At 50.6% G+C, this 24,471-nt stretch carries 22 protein-coding genes; 2 read left to right on the forward strand and 20 right to left on the reverse strand.

All coding sequences use genetic code 11. The features are described 5' to 3' along the window. Window positions 1-28 precede the first annotated feature (28 nt). Together AC0LWF_RS09585 and AC0LWF_RS09590 are read right to left on the reverse strand one after the other, a co-directional pair. Window positions 29-1,240: a sugar efflux transporter gene (locus AC0LWF_RS09585; protein WP_474651326.1), complete on the reverse strand. Its 1,212-nt coding sequence runs from the start codon at window positions 1,238-1,240 to the stop codon at window positions 29-31. Between the two features lie 189 nt (window positions 1,241-1,429). Next, window positions 1,430-2,323 (reverse strand): AraC family transcriptional regulator, encoded by an 894-nt coding sequence (locus tag AC0LWF_RS09590; RefSeq protein WP_474651327.1) that lies wholly within the window; start codon window positions 2,321-2,323, stop codon window positions 1,430-1,432. Window positions 2,324-2,490: 167 nt separating this feature from the next. On the opposite strand from AC0LWF_RS09590, the gene AC0LWF_RS09595 reads away from it, so the two are divergent. Next, complete coding sequence (locus tag AC0LWF_RS09595; RefSeq protein ID WP_474651328.1) at window positions 2,491-3,342, forward strand: aldo/keto reductase; 852 nt, start codon at window positions 2,491-2,493, stop codon at window positions 3,340-3,342. A 111-nt stretch (window positions 3,343-3,453) separates the two neighbouring features. On the opposite strand, the gene AC0LWF_RS09600 is transcribed toward AC0LWF_RS09595, so the two are convergent. The 8 genes from AC0LWF_RS09600 to AC0LWF_RS09635 all read right to left on the reverse strand — a co-directional run bounded on the left by AC0LWF_RS09600 (window position 3,454) and on the right by AC0LWF_RS09635 (window position 11,998). Further along, the gene (locus tag AC0LWF_RS09600; protein ID WP_474651329.1) at window positions 3,454-3,756 is read right to left on the reverse strand and encodes a hypothetical protein; all 303 of its coding nucleotides are present in this window, start codon (window positions 3,754-3,756) and stop codon (window positions 3,454-3,456) included. A gap of 175 nt (window positions 3,757-3,931) precedes the next feature. Next, entirely contained in the window at window positions 3,932-5,314 is a 1,383-nt protein-coding gene (locus AC0LWF_RS09605; RefSeq protein WP_474651330.1) for an MATE family efflux transporter, read from the reverse strand. Between the two features lie 10 nt (window positions 5,315-5,324). Next, window positions 5,325-7,343, reverse strand: a complete 2,019-nt coding sequence (locus AC0LWF_RS09610) for a Na+/H+ antiporter (protein WP_474651331.1) — start codon at window positions 7,341-7,343, stop codon at window positions 5,325-5,327. A 132-nt stretch (window positions 7,344-7,475) separates the two neighbouring features. Further along, complete coding sequence (locus AC0LWF_RS09615) at window positions 7,476-7,829, reverse strand: GIY-YIG nuclease family protein (protein WP_474651332.1); 354 nt, start codon at window positions 7,827-7,829, stop codon at window positions 7,476-7,478. 20 nt (window positions 7,830-7,849) lie between these two features. Next, window positions 7,850-8,329 carry a DUF6530 family protein gene (locus tag AC0LWF_RS09620; protein ID WP_474651333.1) on the reverse strand — a complete coding sequence of 160 codons (480 nt, stop codon included), beginning with the start codon at window positions 8,327-8,329 and terminating at the stop codon, window positions 7,850-7,852. 158 nt (window positions 8,330-8,487) lie between these two features. Further along, a complete protein-coding gene (locus tag AC0LWF_RS09625; protein WP_474651334.1) occupies window positions 8,488-9,096 on the reverse strand; it encodes a hypothetical protein in 609 nt (202 codons plus the stop codon). Between the two features lie 86 nt (window positions 9,097-9,182). Continuing rightward, complete coding sequence (locus AC0LWF_RS09630) at window positions 9,183-11,090, reverse strand: APC family permease (RefSeq protein WP_474651335.1); 1,908 nt, start codon at window positions 11,088-11,090, stop codon at window positions 9,183-9,185. Between the two features lie 167 nt (window positions 11,091-11,257). Then, window positions 11,258-11,998, reverse strand: coding sequence for a glycoside hydrolase family 73 protein (locus tag AC0LWF_RS09635; RefSeq protein ID WP_474651336.1), 741 nt, complete (start codon window positions 11,996-11,998; stop codon window positions 11,258-11,260). Window positions 11,999-12,443: 445 nt separating this feature from the next. Between AC0LWF_RS09635 and AC0LWF_RS09640 the strand changes: the two genes are divergently transcribed. Then, on the forward strand, window positions 12,444-13,193 hold the full coding sequence (locus tag AC0LWF_RS09640) for an MBL fold metallo-hydrolase (protein WP_474651337.1): 750 nt from the start codon (window positions 12,444-12,446) through the stop codon (window positions 13,191-13,193). A gap of 56 nt (window positions 13,194-13,249) precedes the next feature. Here the strand turns inward: AC0LWF_RS09640 and AC0LWF_RS09645 are convergent, their stop codons facing one another. The 10 genes from AC0LWF_RS09645 to AC0LWF_RS09690 form a co-directional block, all read right to left on the reverse strand. Then, window positions 13,250-13,651: a Fur family transcriptional regulator gene (locus AC0LWF_RS09645; protein WP_474651747.1), complete on the reverse strand. Its 402-nt coding sequence runs from the start codon at window positions 13,649-13,651 to the stop codon at window positions 13,250-13,252. A gap of 270 nt (window positions 13,652-13,921) precedes the next feature. Beyond that, window positions 13,922-14,623, reverse strand: a complete 702-nt coding sequence (locus AC0LWF_RS09650) for a DnaD domain protein (protein ID WP_474651338.1) — start codon at window positions 14,621-14,623, stop codon at window positions 13,922-13,924. 21 nt (window positions 14,624-14,644) lie between these two features. Further along, on the reverse strand, window positions 14,645-15,940 hold the full coding sequence (asnS, locus tag AC0LWF_RS09655) for an asparagine--tRNA ligase (RefSeq protein ID WP_474651339.1): 1,296 nt from the start codon (window positions 15,938-15,940) through the stop codon (window positions 14,645-14,647). 58 nt (window positions 15,941-15,998) lie between these two features. Further along, complete coding sequence (locus AC0LWF_RS09660; protein WP_474651340.1) at window positions 15,999-17,201, reverse strand: acetate kinase; 1,203 nt, start codon at window positions 17,199-17,201, stop codon at window positions 15,999-16,001. Continuing rightward, window positions 17,198-18,073 (reverse strand): 3-hydroxyacyl-CoA dehydrogenase family protein, encoded by an 876-nt coding sequence (locus tag AC0LWF_RS09665; RefSeq protein WP_474651341.1) that lies wholly within the window; start codon window positions 18,071-18,073, stop codon window positions 17,198-17,200. Before AC0LWF_RS09665 ends, AC0LWF_RS09660 begins: the two co-directional genes overlap by 4 nt. An 86-nt stretch (window positions 18,074-18,159) precedes the next feature. Then, complete coding sequence (pcp, locus tag AC0LWF_RS09670) at window positions 18,160-18,807, reverse strand: pyroglutamyl-peptidase I (RefSeq protein WP_474651342.1); 648 nt, start codon at window positions 18,805-18,807, stop codon at window positions 18,160-18,162. Between the two features lie 110 nt (window positions 18,808-18,917). Next, window positions 18,918-20,402, reverse strand: coding sequence for a sulfatase (locus AC0LWF_RS09675; protein ID WP_474651343.1), 1,485 nt, complete (start codon window positions 20,400-20,402; stop codon window positions 18,918-18,920). 63 nt (window positions 20,403-20,465) lie between these two features. Next, on the reverse strand, window positions 20,466-21,977 hold the full coding sequence (locus tag AC0LWF_RS09680) for a sulfatase family protein (RefSeq protein WP_474651344.1): 1,512 nt from the start codon (window positions 21,975-21,977) through the stop codon (window positions 20,466-20,468). Between the two features lie 73 nt (window positions 21,978-22,050). Beyond that, complete coding sequence (locus AC0LWF_RS09685; protein WP_474651345.1) at window positions 22,051-23,019, reverse strand: formylglycine-generating enzyme family protein; 969 nt, start codon at window positions 23,017-23,019, stop codon at window positions 22,051-22,053. 34 nt (window positions 23,020-23,053) lie between these two features. Next, window positions 23,054-24,448, reverse strand: coding sequence for a sulfatase (locus AC0LWF_RS09690; protein ID WP_474651346.1), 1,395 nt, complete (start codon window positions 24,446-24,448; stop codon window positions 23,054-23,056). Between the last annotated feature and the right edge of the window lie 23 nt (window positions 24,449-24,471).

Consider the following 24,471-nt stretch of genomic DNA (forward strand, 5'->3'; position numbering starts at 1 on the left):
ATGAATGTTGCGTTTCATCTTGGTACCTCTAATTCATTCCATTCGCATATGCACCTTCAATATCCTTCTGAGGCCGTGTCCTCCATAAGATAATGAACGAAACAATAACAACGACTAGGCTGACCCAATATACATCACGAATCCCTACATACTGAGCAATGATACCGCCCATTAAGTTACCGACTAACCTTCCAATAATGGAGCCGTTGTAATACGTCGAAGAGGAAGTCCCCGGCGAGTTTGGCAAGAGCTCCGTGAAATAACTTAGCCCATTGCCCATTACAATGGCCACAAACACCGCCTGTAGAAGCTGCGCACAGATAATCTGCCAAGAGTCCGTTGAGACACTTAAGATGGCATTGTACAAGAGTGCAATAAAGCAGGCGCTAATCATTAATGTATGGTTCGAGAGCTTCCTTCCCACGGCGCCTAGCGCGAACATAATGGGGATTTCCAAACCTGCACAGATGCTAACCACCAATCCGACATCTGTATGCGTACCTTGAAGCTCGTTTACAATAAACAATGGCGTAATGATCCCATTAATAGCATTTACCGCAAATAGTAAGATGAAAGCAAGCAAAGGATACCAAATTTTCCTCCGGTTGAGCGAATTGGCCCCAGCGCTGCCTGATTTCTTCTTAGAAGTTGCTCTCTTCTTAGGCAGATACAGAAGTACAAGTGAGGCGATAGCAAGAAAAATGGCGGAGGTCCCGAGGAAAAGCCCCTTATATCCAACTAGCCCCAATATCACGGTTCCAACTAAAGGTCCGACTAGGAACCCGAGCGACACAAGGGAACGTAATGTGGACATCGCAAACGTCTTGTCATAGGAGTTGCTTTCATCGGCCGACTCCTGAGCATAAGCATAAATTTGCGGCATGGCGGCTGCTCCCAAACCGCTAAAAAAACTAACGAATATGAGCAAAATCAAGAAATGATCAAAACAGATATACGAAGCATAGGCTACTGCAGATGACACGGTTGCCACTAAAATAATGTATTTCCGATCCAGATTACGATCCGAATATTTACCAATGAACGAATTTGCAAATACGCCGCTTAACGAACTTACAGCTGTGAACAAGCCAAATGTTCCTGCGCTCATACCGAGTTCCTCCGTACAATAGAGTGCTAAGTACGGCATTGTAATCGAAATCCCAAACCCGACCAATAGAACACAGAGGACAAACAAACGATATCCTTTTATTGCAAACAAATTTCTCAATCGCGTGTACAAATTGACTTCTCCTTCATATCCAGTTAGTTGTCACTCCTGTGGTAGCCATACCTAATTATGCGGTAAGTGCGACTGTGACCGTTAACTCATTCATGCTGAATCATTGCCTAATCCTCTCAAGCTCCTTCTAAACGCAAAATAGGCAAGCCCTTAACGGCCTGCCTACTACTCTGCGTTCAGCGTAATCACCTATGCTTTTAAACGCTTAATATCTTGTCTAGGCGGGAATCCAAACATTCGGGAATACTCACGGCTGAATTGAGATGTGCTTTCATATCCTACACGAAATGCGACATCGGAAGCATCTGTGGACTCGGTTAATAATAAACGCCGGGCTTCCTGAAGTCTCATTTGTTTCTGATATTGAATCGGACTCATAGCCGTTACTTCTTTAAAGTGCCGATGAAAAGTAGATACACTCATATTCGCTATTTCTGCGAGCTCTTCAATGCGGAAAGAACGCTCATAATGGTTTACAATATGTTCGATTACGTCACGGATTTGGTTGATTGCGCTCTCTTCCTTTACAATGGCTTTTAAAATGTCCCCGTTCTCGCCCTGCAACACCCTGTAAAGAATTTCTTTCGTAAATAATGGAGCAAGCATTGGTACTTCATTAGGGCTATCTAACAGCCGAGCCAGCCTGACGACCGCATCCAATAAAGGCGATTCAATATGGCTCACATACATAGCACGTTTCGGATTGACTTTCGGATCGTCTAACAGCTCCGATTGTTGTAACACCTCTATAATTTGACTCGGTTCAAATTCCAGCTTCAAACCCAGGTACGGCTTCTCGGGTGTAGCTTCAGTAATCTGGGTATTAACCGGCAAGTGTACGGAAGCAACAAGGTAATCTGCAGGACTATATCTGAAACGATCTTGCGCTAACCACACCTCCTTAGCTCCTTGTACAATCATACAAAAAGAAGGCTTATATACGCCGTGGCTTGGCTCCGTCGTACTGGATCGACGCATGAAAAACAAAGATGGAATGCCCGTATCATGTACGCCGTCAACGTGCGAATACCGTTCAATAATATTGGTAAGCTCCTGCTGTTGTGTCATGCTTATCCCAGACATTCAATGCCCCTCTTCCGTCAACTTATATTAGCTCGATTATAATCCAATTTCGCTTGGCAAATAAGTGGTTTGAGAGGATTAGGCAATCATTTGAGAAGAATGGGATAACGTTCATTGCATGTTGTGGAACATAATAAATGAAGAATAGATGAACAGGAGGATGTAATATGAAAAACGTAACTTTAAATAATGGCATTGAGATGCCGATTCTCGGTTTTGGTGTTTTTCAAATTCGTGATGAGAATGAATGTGAACAAAGCGTTTATGAAGCTATTATGGCAGGCTATCGGCTGATTGATACTGCTGCCTCTTATCTAAATGAGGAAGCTGTCGGCAGAGCGATCAAGCGTAGTGGCGTGGCTAGAGAGGAGCTATTCATCACGACGAAGCTTTGGGTACAGGACACCGGTTATGAACGTACGAAAAAAGCATTCGAGAATTCACTGAACCGATTGCAGCTCGATTATTTGGACTTGTACTTAATTCATCAGCCTTATGGAGATGTTTACGGCTCTTGGCGCGCGATGGAGGAATTGTATCGTGAAGGAAAGATTCGTGCGATTGGCGTCAGCAACTTTCATGAAGATCGCCTGATCGATTTAATGCTTCATAACGAAGTGGCTCCTGCTGTAAACCAAGTCGAAACGCATCCATTCCAGCAACAAATCGACAATGCCACGTTTATGAAAGAGCATCAAGTACAGATCGAATCTTGGGCACCTTTTGCCGAGGGTAAAAACAACTTGTTCCAAAATGAAATATTGGCCGCTATAGCTGAAAAGCATAATAAATCCGTTGCTCAAGTCGTCCTGCGTTGGTTGACACAAAGAGACGTCGTCGTCATTCCAAAGTCCGTTCGTAAAGATAGAATTATGGAGAACATCAACATCTTCGACTTTGAATTAGACCAATCAGACATGGAGTCGATTGCTGCGTTAGATACGAAACAAAGCTTGTTCTTCTCTCACCGTGATCCTGAAATGGTGAAATGGATTGGAACGCGTAAACTGGATATCTAAAATAACAAGGGCTCCCCGAAGGGAGCCCCTTATTTGTTAACAGCATCTCTACTTTGCTTGTACCGCGGCAAAAGGAACAACGGCTCGCGATATTTCATAAGCCCCTTTTCGTTACAGAACTGGACTTAATACCGGAATAAACGTGAGTTCCGCCTGAGGAATACGCTGACCCTCCGTCAAATTCCCGAATTCGTCTAATCCGGTGACAGTGAACAAAACATTGTTCAAAGTCGAGCTTAGCTGTACCTCATAAGCGACATTGCCGCCAATCGCAAAGCTTCTTACATCTATTGAATTGGCTGCTACGACATATGAAGTCAAATATGCGGTATAGAATACACTCGAATTTACGGATGCAAAAATATGAATGGTTACTGTTGTCGAGTTAATGACATCCAGATTTCTTGTGCTCACAACGAGAGAAGAAGCAGCAGTCCCGAAAAATCTTGTATTCGTTACGATTCCTGTAGAATAGGCAATCTTAGCACCTCTTTCTTAATAAGACATGCTCTATTCTATGAAAATCAGCGATATGAGTTACAAGAATAATAAACGCATGTCATTCTGAATCGGAATAGTTGCTCTATTCTCAGATCACCCGATAACGCATCCATTTTCCGCTCAAATACCGATAAGTGAAACAGATGAATCTGACGAACCAGTCAGCGAACATCGCAATCCAAGTTCCGAATACGCCCATATGAAAATGCACCCCGAGCAAGTAAGCCAGCACGACTCGGAACAGAAACATCGTCATAATGCCAATGGTCATTGGATACTTTGCATCACCTGCAGCTCTGAACGTAACGGGCAGCGTATATGCAAAGGGCCAAAGGATGATCGCGATTAGCCCATGCCACAAGGCAATATGATAGGTCAAGTCTGCAGTCGCCTCTGAGAGCCCGTATACCTTCATAATGAGCGGAAGCAAGGCAATGATTAACGAAATAAACACGAGTTGACAGGCATACACAATCGCCATAATCTTCTTTGTGTAATATTTAGCCTGCTCGTAATCCCCTGCCCCGACACATCTGGCAATGATGGCTGTCATCCCTAGATTAATCGCTACCCCTGGCAATACTTGAAACACCGCAAGCGATCCGCCGATCGCATTGGCCGTTATCGCTGCCGTACCGAAGGTCGATACGAGGCTCAGCACAATGATCCGACCAATAAAGAACAGGCTGTTCTCAAGCCCGAACGGAATCCCGATACGCAAAATTTGCTTGATCATCCTCCAGTCGAACTTGTGCTTCAAGCTTCTTTTCAAATGCAACATATAATCCGGATTAATGACAACAACGATAATGATTGCTGCGGCGACAATTCGAGATACTAGTGTCGGAATAGCGACACCCTCCGTCCCCATATGAAACCCGTACAGCAGCAGCGCACTTCCCGCCACATTGATCACATTCATGAGCAGCGCGACTTTCATCGAGATAACTGCATTGCCAGTGGAACGGAAAATCGCCGCCCCCGCATTATAAATAGCTAGAAAAGGAATAGATAGCGAAACAATCATAAGATACGTATCGGCATGGCTTCGCACCTCATCCGATATTTGACCAAACAACGTAAATAGAATGAAAGATTTGAGTGCATAAACAACAATCATAATGACGATTGAGATTGCGCTAACGAACCAGAACATTTGCTGTGCGGATTCACGGGCTTCTCTCACTTGTTTCGATCCGATATATTGTCCGGCTATGACCGCACCGCCTGTTGCTAGCGCAGCAAACAAACTGATCAACAACGCCATGACAGATTCCACGAGCGACACGCCCGACACAGCTGCCTCTCCCACGAAGGCAACCATGACAGATGAGATGATTCCAACGAGAAATTCCAAGCCCTGTTCTACAGTCAGCGGCAGAAACAGCCTCAGCAGATCCCGGTTGGAAAATAAATAACCGATGCGGCTCCCCGCTGTATTCTCTTTCTTATCTAGCGCAATGGGTTCCATAGCTTCTCCCCTACATGATCTCAGATATCGCCGTTTCGCGATCACGAATCGTCCCTCTTAAGCCACTGGCTAACTCACGCGTAATTTCGCCGCTCTCATATAACGTTTGGACCATATCCCGCTCTGCTTGAATGGCGACCCAGTACATTTCTTTCTTCATATCGTTCTGCTGCAAATCTTCAGAAGCACGCGAGCCCTGCAAGAGCGACAACCGGCCGAGCATCTGCTTGTATTGCGAAATGACATAGTTTGTTTCCGTCTCGGTCTCCGGTCGTTTCTGCTCGCCTAATTCGGCTATCGCAGATTTGCACATCGAGATTTTGAGCCCTTTCATCGCATCCCGTTCCTCATATTGACTCATGCTTTTCTTACGGTTCTTTGCGAACAGCTTCTTCATAAACAGCTTGATAAGCACTCGACCCATGCGAGTACGCTTCGTAAGCACTAGCTCCATCTGATCGAGCAGCTCCGTCACCTTCGCCGCTTGTTCCACATCGGCACTGCCTTCCTCCACCATCGCTTCGATACATCTGCGCTCGGCTGCAATTGCCTTAATACGCAGCTCTGTTTCTGTATCTCGGCATCTCGGCTGCCCCGGATCGTAAGAATGCGAGAGATACGCCTCTTCTTGCACCCACTTCTGGTAATCGGTTATGACAGAGATTGCAGCAGCTTCATTCTCCGGCTTCTGTTCCGTCTTGAGCGTTTCGATTGCAGCTTGCAGCACGCGAATCCGAGCTTGCTGCTCCAACCGATTCTGCTCGGCCGGCGCTTCCTTCCTCTTCGCAAGCAGTGGCAGCAATGCGCTTGACACGACCAAAGAAATCAAGATTACGATGGCTGCTATGAAGATCATCATGTCACGCTCCGGGAATGCCTCACCGCTTCGAAGCACGTAAGGAATCGAGAAAGCACCGGCAAGCGTCACGGCACCGCGGACGCCTCCGAGCGATGCGAGCAGCAGCATTTTGTAATCAGGCACCTCCTGCCCCTGCTTCTGCTCAACGCCGAACAGCCTCTGATTGCGAGTGAAAATAAACGTCCAGACGAATCGCAGCACGACGAGCAGCAAGAAGATTAGAAAGGCGTAGATAAACACCTGTGTATTGTCGATGGAAGCATTGCGAAGCACAACGCTGGTCACATGCGGAATTTGCAAGCCGAGCAATAGAAAGACGAGCCCATTCAGCACGTATAGGAGAACCGACCACGTATTGTTCGAGACGATGTTCAGACGAAGCATGGAGGAGTCGACCCGGTCCCGTTCAATCGCATGGACAAGCCCGCCAGCAACCGCCGCCAAGATGCCAGAGACGCCAATCTCCTCTGCGACCAGATAGAGCAGGAACGGTGTCAAAATCTGAATCAGCATATGAAGGGTAACGTCCTCAAGCCCGCTTCTTCGCAGCATGACGCCAAACCATACGATGAGCAAACCGACAATGACTCCTACAAGCAAGCCCCCAATAGCAATGACGAGAAAGCTGAAGATGGCATGCGTCATGGAGAAAACGCCGGTTACAGTTGCCGCAATTGCAAAGTTGAACGCGACAAGTCCCGAGGCGTCGTTCATTAGCGATTCGCCCTCGAGCAATCGAAGCAGCGTCTCCGGCATATGGATTCGTTTCGCTAGCGCGCCCACGGCGACAGCATCCGTCGGCGATAGAATGGCGGCAAGCCCAAACGCAGCAGGAAGCGGAATCGTTGGAATGAGCCAGTGAATCGCGTAGCCAGCGACGAGCACAGTTACGAACACAAGCCCGACTGCGAGCAGCAGGATCGGCGCGCGAAGCCGCCACAGTTCTCTGCGAGGCGTATGCTTGCCGTCATTATAGAGCAGTGGCGCGATAAACAGAATAAAGAAGAGCTCCGGCTCCATCTCCAGATGCACGCCCGACGGCAACAAGGCGACAATCGCTCCGAGAGCTATCAGAATCAGAGGGGATGGAATAGCAGGAATGAACCGGCTAATGACATGGGAGAACCCGATCATGAGCAGCATGAGTAGGACAGCATGAAATAATTCCAAAGCGCAACAACTTCCTTTCCATGGTGCAGTATGTATCCAAGTTGATCTGTATAAGGATTTCCTAACCAGCCATAAAATTATATCTATACTAATACCAATTAATGGTCGTGTAAACAAAAACCGCCCTGAATGTTATTCAGGACGGTTGTAACCTCTTTCTCCGTAAGGCTGCAGCTTCTCGAGCCACAGCTTCTTCATCATCTTCATCTCCCAGCGGACGTCCTTCACTTCGGCAGCATCCTTGCGTTCTAATTCCTCGAAGGTGAAAACCCCTTCCCCTTGCTCCTTCCAGTCCTTCTGCAGCTGGGCGTTGGCGAACCTGCCCACATCCAACTGCATTTTGATCGTCATCCATTTGTTCTTTAAATTAGGATAGCTGTCAATGAACATCTTCCCGTTTGCGGTATTCGTAATTTGAATGACGCCCATGAACGTCTTTATTTCCTTGTACACTTCGAGCAGCTCTTTACGCTTATCCTTATCCATCTGCGCACCTCCTCATTCCATTAATATCCCAAATCCTTCAGCATGCGCGACAGCGTCCGCAGCCGTTCCCCGATCAGCTCATCATCATCGCTCAGCGCTTGGCTGAACAGCTTAATATCTTCATTGATCTTGTCATTATCTGTGCACACCGCAACAGTCATTGCATCCCCTTGAAGACCCACTCTGTCGATAACCGGATTCTCTTCATCGTAGAAATGCTCATAGCGGTAAGCTTCGCGTAAGTGAGCAACCGAGCGACAGATGAGAATAGAGAGATCAAGCACGCGGTGCAGGGGGAGCTCCTCAGACTGCCTGGACCATTTCTCTCCCGTGTACCGCCATACTTTCGCTGAGATATCAACCTTCCCACGGTCATTCCACTGCGCGAGCCCTAACGAGAGGCCTTTCGCATCCGTCTTTCCAGCTAGCCGTCCGTCTACTTGCTCGTAATTTTCGGATACGATGACTGGTTTATGTTTTAACGTTGTAGGTATTTTCATATTTGCTCTATCCTCTCGACTGGATCACTGAATTTGGTTATTTAGTAAATTATTAATTTAGTAAATTAGTCATTTAGTAAATTACTAAACAAGTATATTCTGATTTCCGTTCTCCGTCAATTAACGCTGCATCATTCACTGCAAATAAAAAAGCACCTCTACAGGTGCTTTTTCCTCAAGTTTGATGCAGAATGGTCTGTCTGTCTCGCACGTTTCTCTAATACCAATACGGCACCGCCTACCGCAAGCGCCGACATCAATGCGATTAACACTGAGCCGCCGGCATGCAGCCATAATACCGGAATCCACAGCAATCCAAGTGTCCGATGTACCCCTCTCATCCATTTGTTGCGGACCTTATGGATGGTGAAGCCGTAGCCGATAATGGCCAGCAGCAGCACGAAACCTGCCAGACCACTATAGATTTTGTTATCCCACTGCCTTGTGAGCAATAAAAAAGTACCATGAGCGGCAACCAAGATTAAGGTAACCCATCCGAGCAGTTTATGCGATGAATGGAATAGCTTACCAGCTTTACGTACAAGCATCGATGGGGACTTATGCTTTCTCTTAAACCATATCCAAGAGAAGCCTGCTGCTCCCAAGTAGAGCGCAATGGTTCCAAGAGTTGTAAATATGTCGCTGAATTCTTCTGGCCGACGTCGCAGCTCTCGATTCTCAGGCAAAGCGAAATAGATCACGATAAATGCTGCTGCAGCTGCTAGGAAAATAACAGCAGGCAGCCATGTTTTCAATTTCGGGTTCATGATGTACGAGGCACCTCCACTTGTATTTAGAGCGCCAGTATAACTCAACATTCTTAAATATCTATTAATCGTTTCTTAAGCACAAGCTACTTCTGCAAATGATACGGAACCGTCGTGATGACGACGTCCTTATTGCGCAGAAACCAAGCACGAATAAGCAGCGCACTCTGGTTATGCAGCAGATTATGCCACCATTTCTTCGTTACGAACTGCGGCATGATGATGTGAATGCTCGACGGCTCACACTCCGTGACCTCCAGCCTGTCGATGAACCGGCTCAGCGGCGCTAGAATGGAGCGGAATTCGCCTCGGAGCGTAACGAGCTTGCAAGGCTCACCCCACTCCTCCCATTTCAGCTTCATTTTGTCTACGGACTCATCATCGAATCCAACATAGACAGCAACTGCACGGCTATCCAGGCTCTGGGCAAAAGAGACCGTGCGCAGCACTGCGCGATGTACACCGGACACAAGCACGATGGTCACGAGCTCATGCGGCTCGGGCCGAGTCTCCTTCGGGTCGATTCGCAGCTCTGCTGCAATAATATCGTAATGGCGTTTGACCATCACCGAGAATGAGATCATTATAGGCAGAATGACAAGCACAATCCATGCCCCTTCCAGAAACTTCGTGAACGCCACGACAGCCGTGACGACCGCGGTGACGAAGAAGCCGAACAGGTTGATTGCGAGCTTGAGCTTCCACATGCTCCCCTTCACCTTCAGCCAGCGCTTGCACAGCCCAACCTGTGCGATGGTGAAGGACAGAAACACACCGATTGCATAGAGCGGGATAAGGCTGTTCGTCTGTGCATGGAAGAGCGCGATCAGCAGTGCAGCAGCACCTGCCAGAAACATAATGCCGTTCGAATAGCCTAGCCGATCCCCGCGATTCGTGAATGCCCTCGGAAGGAAGCTGTCCGAAGCGACGATCGCAGACAGCTGCGAGAAACCGGTAAAGGTTGAATTCGCCGCCAGAATGAGCACGATGAAGGTCGACCAAATAATGATCTGATACACGATGCCATGTCCAAAATACTGCTCTGCCAGCTGAGACAGCATCGTCTTGTCCTCTCGCACCTCCACACCGCGCACATAGAGATGGTACGCATATCCGAGCAGCGTGACTGCCGTTATCGTGCCTAGAGCTACATAGGTCTTGATCGCGCTTCGCTGCTGCGGCTCCCGGAAGACAGGAACAGCGTTAGAGATCGTCTCAATCCCGGTAAGCGCCGAGCAAGCCGAGCTGAACGCCTTAAGAATGAGAAGAATCGTAATGCCGCCTGGTATCGTTCCGAAAGAAGGGGTTTGCGGCTGCACAAAGCCATGCGAAAACTCATCGATGAATCCCGTGCAGATGATGAGAATCATACATGCCATAAACACGAACGTCGGCCAAGCGAAGATCGTCGCCGACTCTGCCACACCGCGCAAATTCACAATAACGAGCAGCAGCACGCAGCATATCGCAAGCGAGCTGCTGTATGGCTTGATGACCGGATATGCCGAAGCTACGGCTTGAATGCCAGCTGATACCGACACAGCGACGGTGAGCACATAATCGACGAGCAATGAGCTCGATGCTACGAGCGAAGCCCATGGCTTCTTGAAATTATCTTTGGCAATGGAATAGGCGCCGCCGCCGCTTGGATAGGCGATGATGCCCATTATGTAAGAGAGAATGAGAATAAACAGCAGAATGACCGATGCCGCTGTTATCGGCAATACGAACCATAGCCCTGACCGGCCCAAATGCGCAAGCTCTGTTAAGCCCGCTTCAGGACCATAAGCCACAGATGAATATAAGTCAGCTGATAAGATAGGGAGGGCAATCATCCAGAACAGCTTGTTATGTTTCTCATGCAGCTCTCGGGAGCGCATCGGACGCCCGATGACGACTCTTTTAAACGTACTGAAGTTAACGACAGCGTACCACATCACGAACAAAGCGATGATGACAAGGACGATCTCGATGAGGCGAATGTGATGGATCAAGGCTTTGGTCCTCCTTTAGTGAATTGTTGTCCGTAGGATTCCCTGTTACGTCTCTCTTTACCATACTGATGGATGCGAATGCGAGGCGGATGTGGCAGCGCACATAAGAAAGAGGTCCGCTCTTCGTCATCGCGAACCTCTCTTCTTCATTACATCAAGTCACTACATCAGATCAGTTTCTTCCGGTGCAGCACGGTCAGCAGCCGATAGAAGTCATAGCTGCCGCCGACTGTCGCATCGATCAGCTTCGCTTTGACCGCTGCATCGACTGCGTCCTTCGCCCATGCCGGAATCGCATCCATCTGATCTTTCGCCTGAATCTGGGCAGCCTGTACTTGCAGCGCAGCAACTGCCGCAGTTTGAACATTAAGTGCAGCGCTTAGCAGCTTCACCTGGTCCATTAAGTCTTGAAAAGCTTTCTTCTCCTCTGCCGTCATCGGTTCATCGCCTCCATTCTTGCTGTCATATTGCGTTAATCCGCTCCCATTGATAATTGCAATGATCTGCTTCGCATAGTCCGGATCTGTCGCATAACCGCATTCCAGCAGCATTTGTGCTTGCTCGAAAGGCCCTTTCGCTTCACGGACCCGCGTATACCGGCTGCGAGCAAATAGCAGATCTTGATCCTTGAAGAAGTCATAAACGCTGTCGTATGCGCGGAAGGTTGCAACGACATCAACCCTTCTCCCATTGATGACTTCCCACGTCTGCTTGTTCACGACTGCCCCTTTCCAATAGCCGTTCGGGACAGCGGAGCCAACCTTATAGCCTGCTAGATTGTTCCAATAGGGGATATTGCCGCCGGTCTCAAGCCAGCACTGCGCAAGCCGCACAGACGGATAAATGGGCGAGCCTTCCAAGTAAAGCTGCTTGGCGATCGGGACTAATTTTGCAAAAAAACTGTCCATCTTGTATCCACCTCCCACCGTCGATCATATAGCCGAATCAAAACTATCAATCTACTTTCTCTGTATATGCTAGAGTTCATAGATTGGATACGGCACTTGCGCAGAATAGCAAAAACCCGCTATCATGCATTGGTCGCACGACAAGCGGGTTTAAAGGTTCTTAATAGATGACCCATAGCCCAGGTTAAGACTGCGATTTCTCTCGACTGCGTCCCCGTAAGCCATGTAGACCGAGCAGACCGAATAAACCAAGCCATCCGGGATATCGACTCCGATGATTATCCTCCTGCCCGAGAAAAGAAGTTCAAAATAGGCTTATTTTTATGTGTCATAAAATTTATATTGACATAATAACGATTGTGTGGTATAATAAAATATTTATTTGACCGAAAGTAATCTATCCGCTATTATTGTCGTTAGACTTAACAAGCGGAGGTTTTGAACAATGCAAATTCAAGCAGGAATCGCGATGCTAGACATTACAGCCACAATTATGGGACGAACGAATTCCATTTATCCGAGTGTCATCTGGAACGAGAATCAAGCGGTCCTGATTGACGCTGGCTATCCCGGACAAGCCGCGCTCATCCAAGAAGCGCTGCAGCGCGAAGGCTTGCCGTTCGAACGACTAACCGACATCATTATCACCCATCAAGATATTGACCATATCGGCAGCCTGTCTACTCTATGCGAGGCAAGCATGGCCCCGATTCAAGTATGGGCATCTGCAATCGAGAAGCCTTATATCCAAGGCGAACGAATGCTCATTAAAGTGACTCGAGCGGGAATTGACCTAGCAGTGGCTTCACTGCCGAAGGAGATGCCCGGGGCTCAGAAGCAAGCGTTCCGTTACGCGCTCGAGCATCCGCCGACTGGCAAGGTAGATCAGCTGATCGGATATGGCGAGAACGCGCAGCCGTTCGAGGGAATCACAGTAATTGATACGCCGGGGCATACGCCTGGTCACGTCAGTCTCTACCATTCTCCAAGCCGCACCTTAATCGCTGCCGACGCATTAATGGTCATCGACGGCGTGCTTCAGCTCGGCCAATTCAACTACGATAGCGCGGCTGCAACGAAGTCGTTGCAACAGTTCACCGCATACGACATAGAGCAAGTTATTTGCTACCATGGCGGACTATACCGAAGCGGCGACGTGAACAGCCGCATTCAATCACTCATCCAAGAAATATAACAACAGCAAGAAAGGGAGCCTCGCCACACGGCGAAAGCTCCCCTCTCTTCATACATCTATTCCTTCTGGCACGCTTCACACACGCCATATACTTCAAAGCGATGATTAATAATTTTGAACGAGCCCGGCAAATCCAGCGATTGCTCCATTGGGCAATACTCGAACGTGAGCGTCTTCTCGCAGTTCACGCAAATCAAGTGATGATGATGGTGCGACAGACAGCTGGTCCGAAACTTCAAACCGCCCTCCATAAAATAAAACTGCTCCAGCGCGCCCATCTCACTCAGCAGACGCAGGTTGCGATACACCGTATCGAAGCTTACGCTTGGATACGCAACCGTCATCTGGTCATAAACATCCTTTGGCGACAAATAACCTTCCGTCCGCGCGAATATCTCAGCCAGCTCACGGCGCTGATCCGTAATGCGCCAGCCGTTCTTCGACATCACTTGTATCATTTGCTTCACAGGATCATGTGTATGGTCACCCGAGTCCACCGATTCTGAATGCTCGTGCGGATGAGTATGTGCATGTGCATGTGCGTGCTGTTCTGACATCAGCCAATCGTCCTTCCCTTACCTCGTGCGGGCAAACCTGTCTTTTTTCATTAGTTTAGCATAAATCATAACGGACTTGCGCATTTTTGAGCAAAAAGAAGGTCTCCTCTAGCGTCTCGTTAGACGATCCAACCAGAAGGATGCCTTCGTATAAAAAAACGGCCCGGGTCATTAAGACCCGCGGCCGCCGCGAAACTTCTGCGTATGTGTTTTCGCTTCTTCAATATTCGTCACCCGATTCCGGCTCCATTCGAGCAGAATGCGGTCAATGTAGCGGAAATGCAGCTTCCCTGCAAATACCGCTTCCTTCAGCGCGAAGCGGATCAGCTCATCCGGATACCGGTCCTGATCCACCCAAGCGCTGATCGTCTCGCATTCCATCGGGGAAAGCGGACGACCGAATTCCTGCTCGAACACCGAGAACAGATCCGACGAAGTTGCAGCTTGGGCCGCAGCACTGCTGCTGCGCTGCTGCAGCTCCCGCTCCGTCTCGAACGACTGCTTCGCTTCGTCCGCCAGCCATTCGGCGCAGCGGATGACGAAGCCGTTCCAGTTGTAACGCTCTGTCTGCATGCCGCTCTCCGAATCGATCTCATCATCAATTGCGAGCAGACCTTCCTTCATGAGACGGCTTAGCAGCTGATGCGCCGCCTTCGGCATTAAGCCAAGGCGCTCCGCCAGCTGCTCCGGCGTAGGAAAGTCGACACCTTCAAGCTGACGGTACATCATCAGCTGCACCATCAGCATCATCTCGGTGTCGGATAAACCAACGCCGCGGTAAGCACGCAGCAGACCGGCTGGAACGACGACACCGCCGCCGTTCATTGCCGCCGCCATGCCTCTGGCGTAAGCTTTCCACATTTCATTTTTCACCGGTTATGCCTCTCCCCTTGTTTATGGATACAAACGGTACAGTAAACGTGGGAATGGAATCGTCTCACGAACATGTTCCAAACCGCAAATCCACGCTACCGTACGCTCAAGGCCGAGCCCGAAGCCGGAATGCGGCACTGTGCCGTATTTACGAAGATCAAGGTACCATTGGTACGCTTCCGTCGACAACTCGTGCTCAGCGAAGCGCTCTGCCAGCAATTCCGGATCGTCGATCCGCTGCGAGCCGCCGATGATTTCCCCATAGCCCTCAGGCGCGATCATATCGGCACAGAGCACAACCTCCGGACGGTTCGGGTCCGGCTTCATGTAGAACGCCTTGAACGATGCCGGGTAGTGCGTAATAAATACCGGACGATCGTGTGCCTCTGCGATTGCCGTCTCATGCGGCGCACCGAAGTCTTCGCCCCACTGGATTTCTTGGCCTTGCTCCTGCAAGAACTTAATGGCATCGTCATACGTGATGCGCGGGAACGGTGCCTGGATATTCTCCAGCTTGCTAATGTCGCGGCCGATCGTTTCGAGCTCCTTGCGACAGTTCTTCACAACGTTCTGCACGACGAAGGAAACGAATCGCTCTTGTACGCGCAGGTTCTCTTCGTGATCGACGAAAGCCATCTCCGGCTCGATCATCCAGAATTCGATCAAGTGTCGGCGTGTCTTCGACTTCTCTGCACGGAAAGTCGGACCGAACGAGTATACTTTGCCAAGCGCCATTGCTGCCGCTTCCATGTACAGCTGTCCGCTTTGCGTTAAGTACGCATCTTCTTCAAAATATTTCGTATGGAACAGGTTCGTCGTTCCTTCGCACGAAGAAGGCGTCAGAATCGGCGGATCTACGAGCGTAAAGCCATTGTTGTCGAAGTACTGCTGAATCGAGCGGATAATCTCGGCGCGAATGACGAGAATGGCGCGCTGCTTCGGCGAACGGAGCCACAGGTGACGGCGGTCCATCAAGAAGTCGACGCCATGCTCCTTCGGCGTAATCGGGTATTCCTGCGTCACTTGAATGATCTCGATGTCTTCAACCGTCAGCTCGTAGCCAGACTGACTGCGCGGCTCCTCACGTACAATACCTTTCACATAAAGCGAGCTCTCCTGCGTCAGTTCCTTCGCAGCTGCCCAGATCTCTTCCGATATCTCGCTCTTCACGACGACGCCCTGCACATAGCCAGTACCATCGCGCAGCTGGAGAAATTGGATTTTGCCGCTGGAACGTTTGTTGTTTACCCAGCATCCAATCCATACCGATTGACCAGCGTTGTCCTTCAGCTGGCTAATTGTTGTTAATGTTTTCATATTCGATTCCGCCTTTACAAGTATTCAACTTTTACAATTTACTTCTATCCTGCTAGGTTTATGATGATTTCACAATTTCAAACGTATCTCTTGCGATGAGCAGCTCTTCATTCGTCGGTACAACGAGCACACTCGTACGGGAGCCGTCCTTCGTAATGTAACGCGCTTCCTTGGAACGCTCCTGGTTGCGCTCTTCGTCGAACTCGATGCCAAGGAACGTCAGCTTCTCGCATACGGCCTTGCGAACCGGCCACGAATTCTCGCCTACGCCAGCGGTGAAAATAACCGCATCAATGCCGTCCATCGCCGCTGCATAGGCACCGATATATTTGCGGAGCCGGTATGTATACATATCGAATGCCAGCTTCGCATGGCTGTCGCCTTCGTTCATCGCTTGAACGATCTCGCGCATATCGCTGCTGATGCCGCTAATGGCTAGCAATCCGCTGTGCTTATTCAGCATGGAATTGACTTCGTTCAGCGTCAGCTCTTCCTTGTTCATCGTGAACGGCACGATTGCCGGGTCGAGGTCGCCGCTGCGCGTCCCCATCATGAGCCCTTCGAGCGGCGTTAAGCCCATGCTCGTATCGAGCGTCTTGCCATGCAGAATCGCTGCGCAGCTTGCGCCGTTGCCGATATGGCAGGTCACGAGCTTCAGCTCCTCAAGCGGTCTGCCGAGCGCTTTCGCCGCTTGCTTGCTCACATAATCATGCGATGTGCCGTGGAAGCCATATCGTCTGATCTTGTGACGGCGATAGAGCACCATCGGAATCGGGTACAGGAAGGATTCCTTCGGCATCGACTGATGAAACGCCGTATCGAACACGACGACCTGCGGCACGCTGGGCAAATTAAGCTCGACGCCTGTAATGCCCATCATCGCAGGCGGATTATGTAGAGGGGCGAGGTCGAACAAACGTCTGATCTCCTGCTTCACCTCTTGCGTGACAAGCGTCGATTGCTTGAAGCTCTCGCCGCCGTGCACAACCCGATGACCTACCGCATTAATCTCAGAGATTGCTTTCAGCACGCCATGCTCCCGGTGCGTCAGCATATCAATGACTTTGCGAACCGCTTCATTATGATCGAGAATTTCGCTTACGCGGTTCACTTCGATGCCGCCGGTAGGTTCATGCGTCAGAATCGAATCATCCATCCCGATACGCTCGACGCGGCCGACTGCGAGAACATCCTCGCTCTCCATGTTGTAAAGCTGATATTTTAACGAGGAACTCCCCGCATTCATCACTAGGATAATCATACACGGACTCCGTCCTTATCGTAGTTAAAGAAGCCTGCGCCGCTCTTCACGCCGAGCTGCCCGCCGCGAACCATCTTCTTCAGAATGAACGACGGCCGGTACTTCAGCTCGCCATATTCACGGAACATTCGCTCTAGCGCGGCAAGCACCGCATCCAATCCGAAACGATCCGCCATCTCGAAGGGTCCATGCTGGAACGAATATCCGATCCGCATCGCGCTATCTATATCGTTAACCGATGCAACGCCTTCTTCAAGAACATGCATCGCTTCGTTGATGAATAGACAAATAAGCCGTGTCGTTACAAAGCCAGGCGATTCGAAGACCATGACTCCGTTCTTATGTATCGTGTTCTCGACAAAATACTTCGTTTGGTTGAATGTTTCATCCGACGTCTTCAGGCCTCGCACAATTTCAACCAGATCCGTCTTGATTACCGGATAGACGAAGTGCATGCCAATAACCCGCTCCGGATGAGCAGTCACGCTTGCAAGCTCCGTTAAGCTCAGTGTTGACGTATTGCTCGCCAAAATAACATCCGGCGCGCAAATATCATCCAGCTGCTTGAAAATATCAAGCTTGCGCTCCAAATCCTCGGTAATGGTCTCGATGACGAGCTCGCACTCCGACAGATCGCTCAGATGCTCCACTTTATGAATCCGGTTCATCACCAGCTTCTTCTCTGCAGAAGTGAGCGCCCACCGCTCCATTTGCTTATCTAAGCTTTGCTCGATCATGCTGAGCGCTTGATTTAGCCTTTCTTCGTCTTGTTCTACCATGCAGACATCAAGGCCGTTGAAGGCGAGCATTTCGCAAATGCCCTGACCCATCGTTCCGGCGCCAACGACGCCTGCTTTCCTTACTGCTGTCAACTTCCCACCTCCATAGTTCAGTAGTTATTATACCGTTTTTAAGCAAAAATAAGAAGGACTCCTCCGGAGTCCTCCGACCTTCGAGTTTAAAACAATCGTCCTTCGGCAGCGATAATATCGTGTTCAAGTAGTATGCTCGTCTTTATGGCAATTTCGATCGCGCGTTCCATGACATCCAAGCTCATGCTTGGCATATTCGGCCGCTCTGCGATTTGGGCAGGCAGATAAGGAATATGAATAAAGCCGCTTTTCATAGAGGGATATTCTGATGCAATTATATGCTGAAGTCCATAAAATAGATGATTGCATACAAACGTGCCTGCGCTGTAGGAGACGGACGCCGGTATTCCGTCTTGGCGAATCGCTGCCGCTATTGCTTTTACAGGCAATGTAGACCAGTAAGCTGCCGGACCGCCTGGGATGATCGGCTCATCAATCGGCTGATTCCCTTCGTTGTCCGGGATCCGGGCATCGCTCAGATTAACAGCAACTCGTTCGATAGCAATATCGCTTCTCCCACCAGCTTGGCCGATGCAGATAACCACATCAGGCTTCACATCCAGAAGCAGCTGCCGGAGCAGCTTCAATGACTGATGGAAGACGGTAGGAAGCTGTCTGGCCTCCACCTCAAGCCCCTCGAGCTTTCTATGGTGAAGCCGGCTGACCACTTCCCAGGATGGATTGATCGTATCCCCGCCGAACGGATCAAAACCGGTAAGCAGCACTTTCTTCATTGAACACGCCTCCAATGTTTGCATATAACCTTAATCTATCAACCTTAGCCTATCATAACAGCTGCAAGCAAAGAAACGGAGTCCGGGTAATCCCGAACTCCGTTTCTCATTTATATCAGGCTGCGCTCGCCAAGCCCCAATCGCTCATATTGCTCCGGCGGTGCATCGTTTTCTCGCATTAGCCCGATCATAAGCTCGACCAACCGCGCCTCCACCTCGGGATCATGCAACGGGGCAGCTTGCTCTGGATCATGTGTCAAATCGAATAAGAGCGTACCGAATTCATGCAAATTGCCCCGTGTTTGAACCGGAATGCGAAGCGGCTTGATCTGCTTCGTGAAGGTGAAGGGCTCCGCTAACTCAAGCTGCTTCAATTCCTCTGGAGCGAAGCGGCTCCGCATGTGAGTCGGCATAAGCGTGTAATCGTACAGTGGCTGGTTGTCTGCAGCCGCTGCCGCTCGCATGTAAACGTATCGTTTGTCCGTTATGTTGATGTGTCCGCCGTGTATGCCGAACAAGGCTGCCTCACGAATGGGCACATCCGCCTCAATTGTTCGGCGCAACGATCTGCCCTGCATATCCTTCGGCCGCTCAATGTCGAAGAAATCGAGCAGCGTAGCCGGCAGGTCAATCATTTGCACCAGGCTTTGGCGCCGCTCGTTCTGAATGCCCGTCCGCGGGTCCCATATGAACAGAGGTGTATGCGCGACTTCATTATAGAATGGCTGCACGCACTTCGCCCATTGATCATGCTCGCCGAGCAAGAAGCCGTGATCCGTGTTCACGATTAGCAAGGTATCTTGCCACAGGTCCAGCCGGTCCATCGTATCCAGCACTTGTCCCAAATAGTGATCGCACATCGAGAGCAGCGCGGCATATTCGAACCGCATATGCCGGACGTCCTCCGGCTCTTCGGTAACCGGCCCGTAAATCGGCCAATCCGCAAGCGTCCCTTCGTAATCATGCGAGTACCGTTCTTTAAACTCTGCCGGGCTGTAGAAGGGCTCATGCGGATCGAAGGTTTCGATCTGAAGATACCAATTGTCTTCCAAATAATTGGATTCGATGAATTCAAGACCGCCTGCGAAAGTCCGTGCTTGCGGAAATTGCTCCTGCTGCTGTATGTATTTCCGGTTGACGCGATCTTGACGAACCATTTTCTTCGCAATTGGATGCAGGTGATCCAAGCCGGCGCCATCCGGGTTTCTTACTTCGCCTTTCCACGGATCGCCCTCCTGCCCGCGAATAAGCTCAAATGAATTGTACCTTGTATGATACGTCCCGCCGCCATCCTCCCAATAATGCTGATGATCGGTGACCAAATGCGTATACACCCCGGCATCTCCCATCAACGCTATGGCGGAGTCGTCGAACGGTTCGAGCGGTCCCCAGCTGCGATGCAGAAAATTATGCCGGCCGGTATGGAGCTCTCTTCTGGCGGGCATGCAGGGCATGCTGCCAACATAGCTGTTGTCGAACACGGTCGTCCTTTCCGCAAGTCGCTTAAAATTCGGGGTATGGATCCAATCGGGCCCTCCATAAGGGGACAGCATATGCCGGTTCAACGTATCGAACATGACCATAATTGCTTTCATTGCGATATCTCACCTTTCTATGCCGGACGCTTCCTGCTTCCGGATCATTACCGTGCCTTTGCCTTACGCATGCGCGATACGCGGCATAAATAGCGGTTCCTGTTCCAATCCGGCCCATGCATACTTTAGAAGCAAGCTCGTCTTGATGGCTGCATAATCCGGATCGTTCCACCGATTGTGCCGCTCTTCTTGGTCGGCTTCGAGGTCATAGAGCTCGCCGTATTCCTGCTTGTAATAAACCGTCAGCTTATAGCGCTCGTCCACATATGTTTTCAGATGAATGGTCGTGGGCTCGTGATGATTCTCACAAAGAATGTGATCCCTCGCAGCAGCCTGACGACCGTTCCAAACCTCGTGCTGATCCTTGCCCGACATCGTGTACGGGACCTTCAGTCCGGCAAACGAAAGGAAAGTTGGCGCAAAGTCCACTAGGGATTGCAGTGAGTCGTTCACCTTCCCCGCAGGGATATGTCCGGGGTAACGGGCCAGCATCGGGACGCGGATGAGATCCTCGTAATGGAACGGTCCTTTTGCCGTCAATCCGTGATGACCGTAGAAATGGCCATGATCGGATGTGAAGACGACCAGTGTATGGTCCGTCAGGCCAAGCTCATCCAGCTTGTCGAGAATGCGTCCAATGTATTTATCCATCAGGCTCGTCATGGCATAATACGTCGCAATGTCATGCCGAAGCGCAGCCTCCTCATACCTATGCGAATGCATGCCGTGAATGCCGAAGCCGGTCTCTTTATAGCTGCTGAAGTCCGGATTCTCTTCCTGAGTCAGCCGGAAATGCGGCGGGTTCGCATCGTGCTCATGAGCCGCGCCACTTGGAATCGTCAGCCTGTCAGGATCATATATCGTATCCCACGGCTCTGGAACCAAGTAAGGCGGATGAGGATCGAATAAGCTGGACCATAGGAAAAACGGAGTGTCCTCCCGTTCATATTGTTCCAGCAGAGCATTCGTCCGTTCGGCAATCCATGCGTCATAATGATATTGCTCAGGGATGTCCCACTTATGGACGGCAGATTGATCCATCGTTCCGGTCGGAGCCACGAAGTAGTCTCTCCAGTTCGAGCAGCCCTTCTCTTCCAGCCATATCGCGTAATGCTGCCCAATGTGAGCTTCATTCGCATGGTTTCGAGCCAGCTCCACATGACGGAAGCCATAGAATGTCTCATCAAACTCTCTCCAGAAATCCAAATCCTGAAGCACTGGGTATGACTCCAGCGAAGTGTACTCGGGCGTCGAGGCTAGCGGCTGGAAGTGAGCCTTTCCTACCAAGGCCGTAGCGTAACCCGCCTCGAGAAAATCTTCGCCAACCGTCCGCACCTTCTCGGACAGCTTGGTGCCCAATGTCCATGCCCCATGCTGACTCGGATACATCCCTGTGATCAGGGAGCTTCGGGTCGGCGTACAGGTCGGGTTCGGACAGTACGCCCGCGTGAATGCCGTGCCTTCACGAACCAGACGATCCAGATTAGGCGTCGAGATCTCAGAGTTAAAAGCTCCTATCGTATTCCAATGCTGTTGATCGCTGGTGATCAACAATACATTCGGCCTGCTCTTCATCGGCTGCTGCACTCCTTTATCTGATTTGGAGACGATCGTTCACTTGCCAGTTCACTTGCCAGCCGCCTTAGCTTTAAGCATCGGCAGCACAGCGGAAGCCTAAGTTTCCCGTAGAGCTGTCAGGTGTGTTGGAGCTGCGGGCGGCAACCCGGTAGCGATTGCAGTAGGAGGTATGACAGAGATAAGAGCCTCCGCGCATAGCACGGGAGCTGCCTGTTCGCGGCCCTCTAGGATTCATCGCCCTTCCTGGAGCGGCAGGCACTCTGCTGAACCAGTCCGAACACCATTCCCACACGTTGCCTACCGTTTGGTAAAGTCCGTATCCGTTCGGAGGAAACGATCGGACCGGTGCCGTCCCTGCATAGCCGTCCGATGCGTTGTCCTTGTCGGGAAATTTCCCTTGCCAAATGTTGCAGCGATGCTCCCCGCCGGGCTTCAGCAAATCTCCCCACGGATATCTTTTCTGCACAAGGCCTCCTCTTGCCGCGTATTCCCACTCCGCTTCCGTAGGCAGCCTTTTGCCCGACCATTCCGCATACCGGTTCGCATCATTCCACGAGATATGGATGACAGGATGATCTGGCCGCGCTTCAATGGAGGAGCCAGCGCCTTCAGGACGATGCCAGCTCGCGCCATTCACAGCAAGCCACCACGGCAAGCCTGGAACCGGACGGGAATCAGACGCTCGCACCCGCTCCGGCACGAATAGATGGAACACATATGACCAGCCGAAACGTTCCGCCTCCGTCACATAACCCGTCCTGCTGACAAACTCGGCAAATTCGGCATTGATCACCGTACAGCTGTCGATATAGAACGGGCTGAGCTCCACCTCTCGAATCGGACCCTCTCCATCATCGGGAAATCCTTCCGCGTCCTCGGTACCCATTAGAAAAGAACCGCCGGGCAGATGGATCATGCTTACCTTTGCGTCGCGTCCTACAACTGTGTGTAGCTGGGCATCGTTTTCTACGATTGCGGTCTGCGTCAAGCTTTCGCGACCCATGCTGCAGCACGACGGCCTGCGTTCTGTTTCATACATAGATGACACTCCTTCCTGCCAAAATATGAGGCACTCAGCGGCTGAACGCCGGATTGCCCATCGGAATCTCAGCCTCTATCCGCTCGCGCCATCCGCGAAGCTTCCGGTGCAGCCGCTCAGCAAGCTCTGGCTGCTGCTCCGCGATATTGTGCTCTTCCGAGAGATCCTCTCTCAAGTTGTATAGCTCCAAGCGTCCGTCTTCGAAAAATTCGATGAGCTTGTAATCCCCTTCCCTCACCGACGACCCCGGAGTCCCTCCCTGATTCCCATAATGAGGGTAATGCCAGAATAACGTGTCCCGGTCCAAGGACTCCGCTCCATTCAACAAGGGTACCAGACTGACGCCATCCTCGTGCTGCTCTGGCAGCGGATCAACTCCTGCCAATTCCAGTAGCGTTGGATAGAAATCTGGACTTGTCACGGGAATCTCGCTGACGCTGCCCGGCTTCACAACGGCTGGCCAACGAACGATGAGCGGCTCCCGAACGCCTCCTTCGTACATCCAACCCTTGCCTTCTTGAAGCGGACTGTTGCAGGTTGGCGATCCTTCCGCCGTTGCCAAGCCGCCGTTGTCAGAAGTGAATACAATCACCGTATCTTCCAGCTGCCCCGTCTCTTCTAACGCTTCTCTTAATCGGCCGATATTCCAATCGAGGTTATAGATCATCGCTGCGTACGCGGGATCGGACTGCAGAATCCGCCGTTGCACCCGCAGATGTTGTTTATGTTCGCATGGGAAGGGCTCTCCTTCCACAAACGCTTCGAGCTGGTCCAAACCGAGCACTCTAGCCTTCTCCGCGAAACGCTCAGTGAGCTCTGCGTTGACCTCGATCGGGATGTGCACCGCATAATGCCACAAATTCAAGAAGAACGGCGTCCCGTCATTTTGCCGGATCAGCCGGATCGCCTCGTCCGTCAGTCTGTCGGTCAAATATTCTCCGTCCGGACCCTCCTCAAGCGTCTCAATTCCATACGGGCTAAAAAATCCATTCAGCGGCATCCCCCAGCTGCAGCCGCCAATATTGACGTCGAAGCCGTGTTTGTCCGGATAATATGATTGTCCGCCGAGATGCCATTTGCCCACATGCCAAGTCTGGTAACCATGCTCCTTCAATGCAGAAGCCACACTTTTCTCCTGAAGCGGAAGATGCTTGATGTAAGGCGCATCGATCAGTTTTCCTGCCGTCTGACCGCCAATCCAGTTGGTCACGCCGACATTCGCCGGATATTTCCCGCTCATAATGCTTGCACGGGTCGGCGAACAGACAGGAGCAGCGGCATAGGCGTCCGTAAACCGCATCCCTTCTGCTGCCAGACGGTCCAGATTAGGTGTTTCATAAAAGGTGCTGCCATAACAGCCCAAGTCCTTCCAGCCCATGTCATCGATTAGGATAAACAACAAATTCGGTTTCTTCTTCGGTTGACCCATCTGCTTCTTCCTTTCCTCTATAA

The sequence above is a fragment of the Paenibacillus sp. sgz302114 genome (assembly GCF_056120345.1).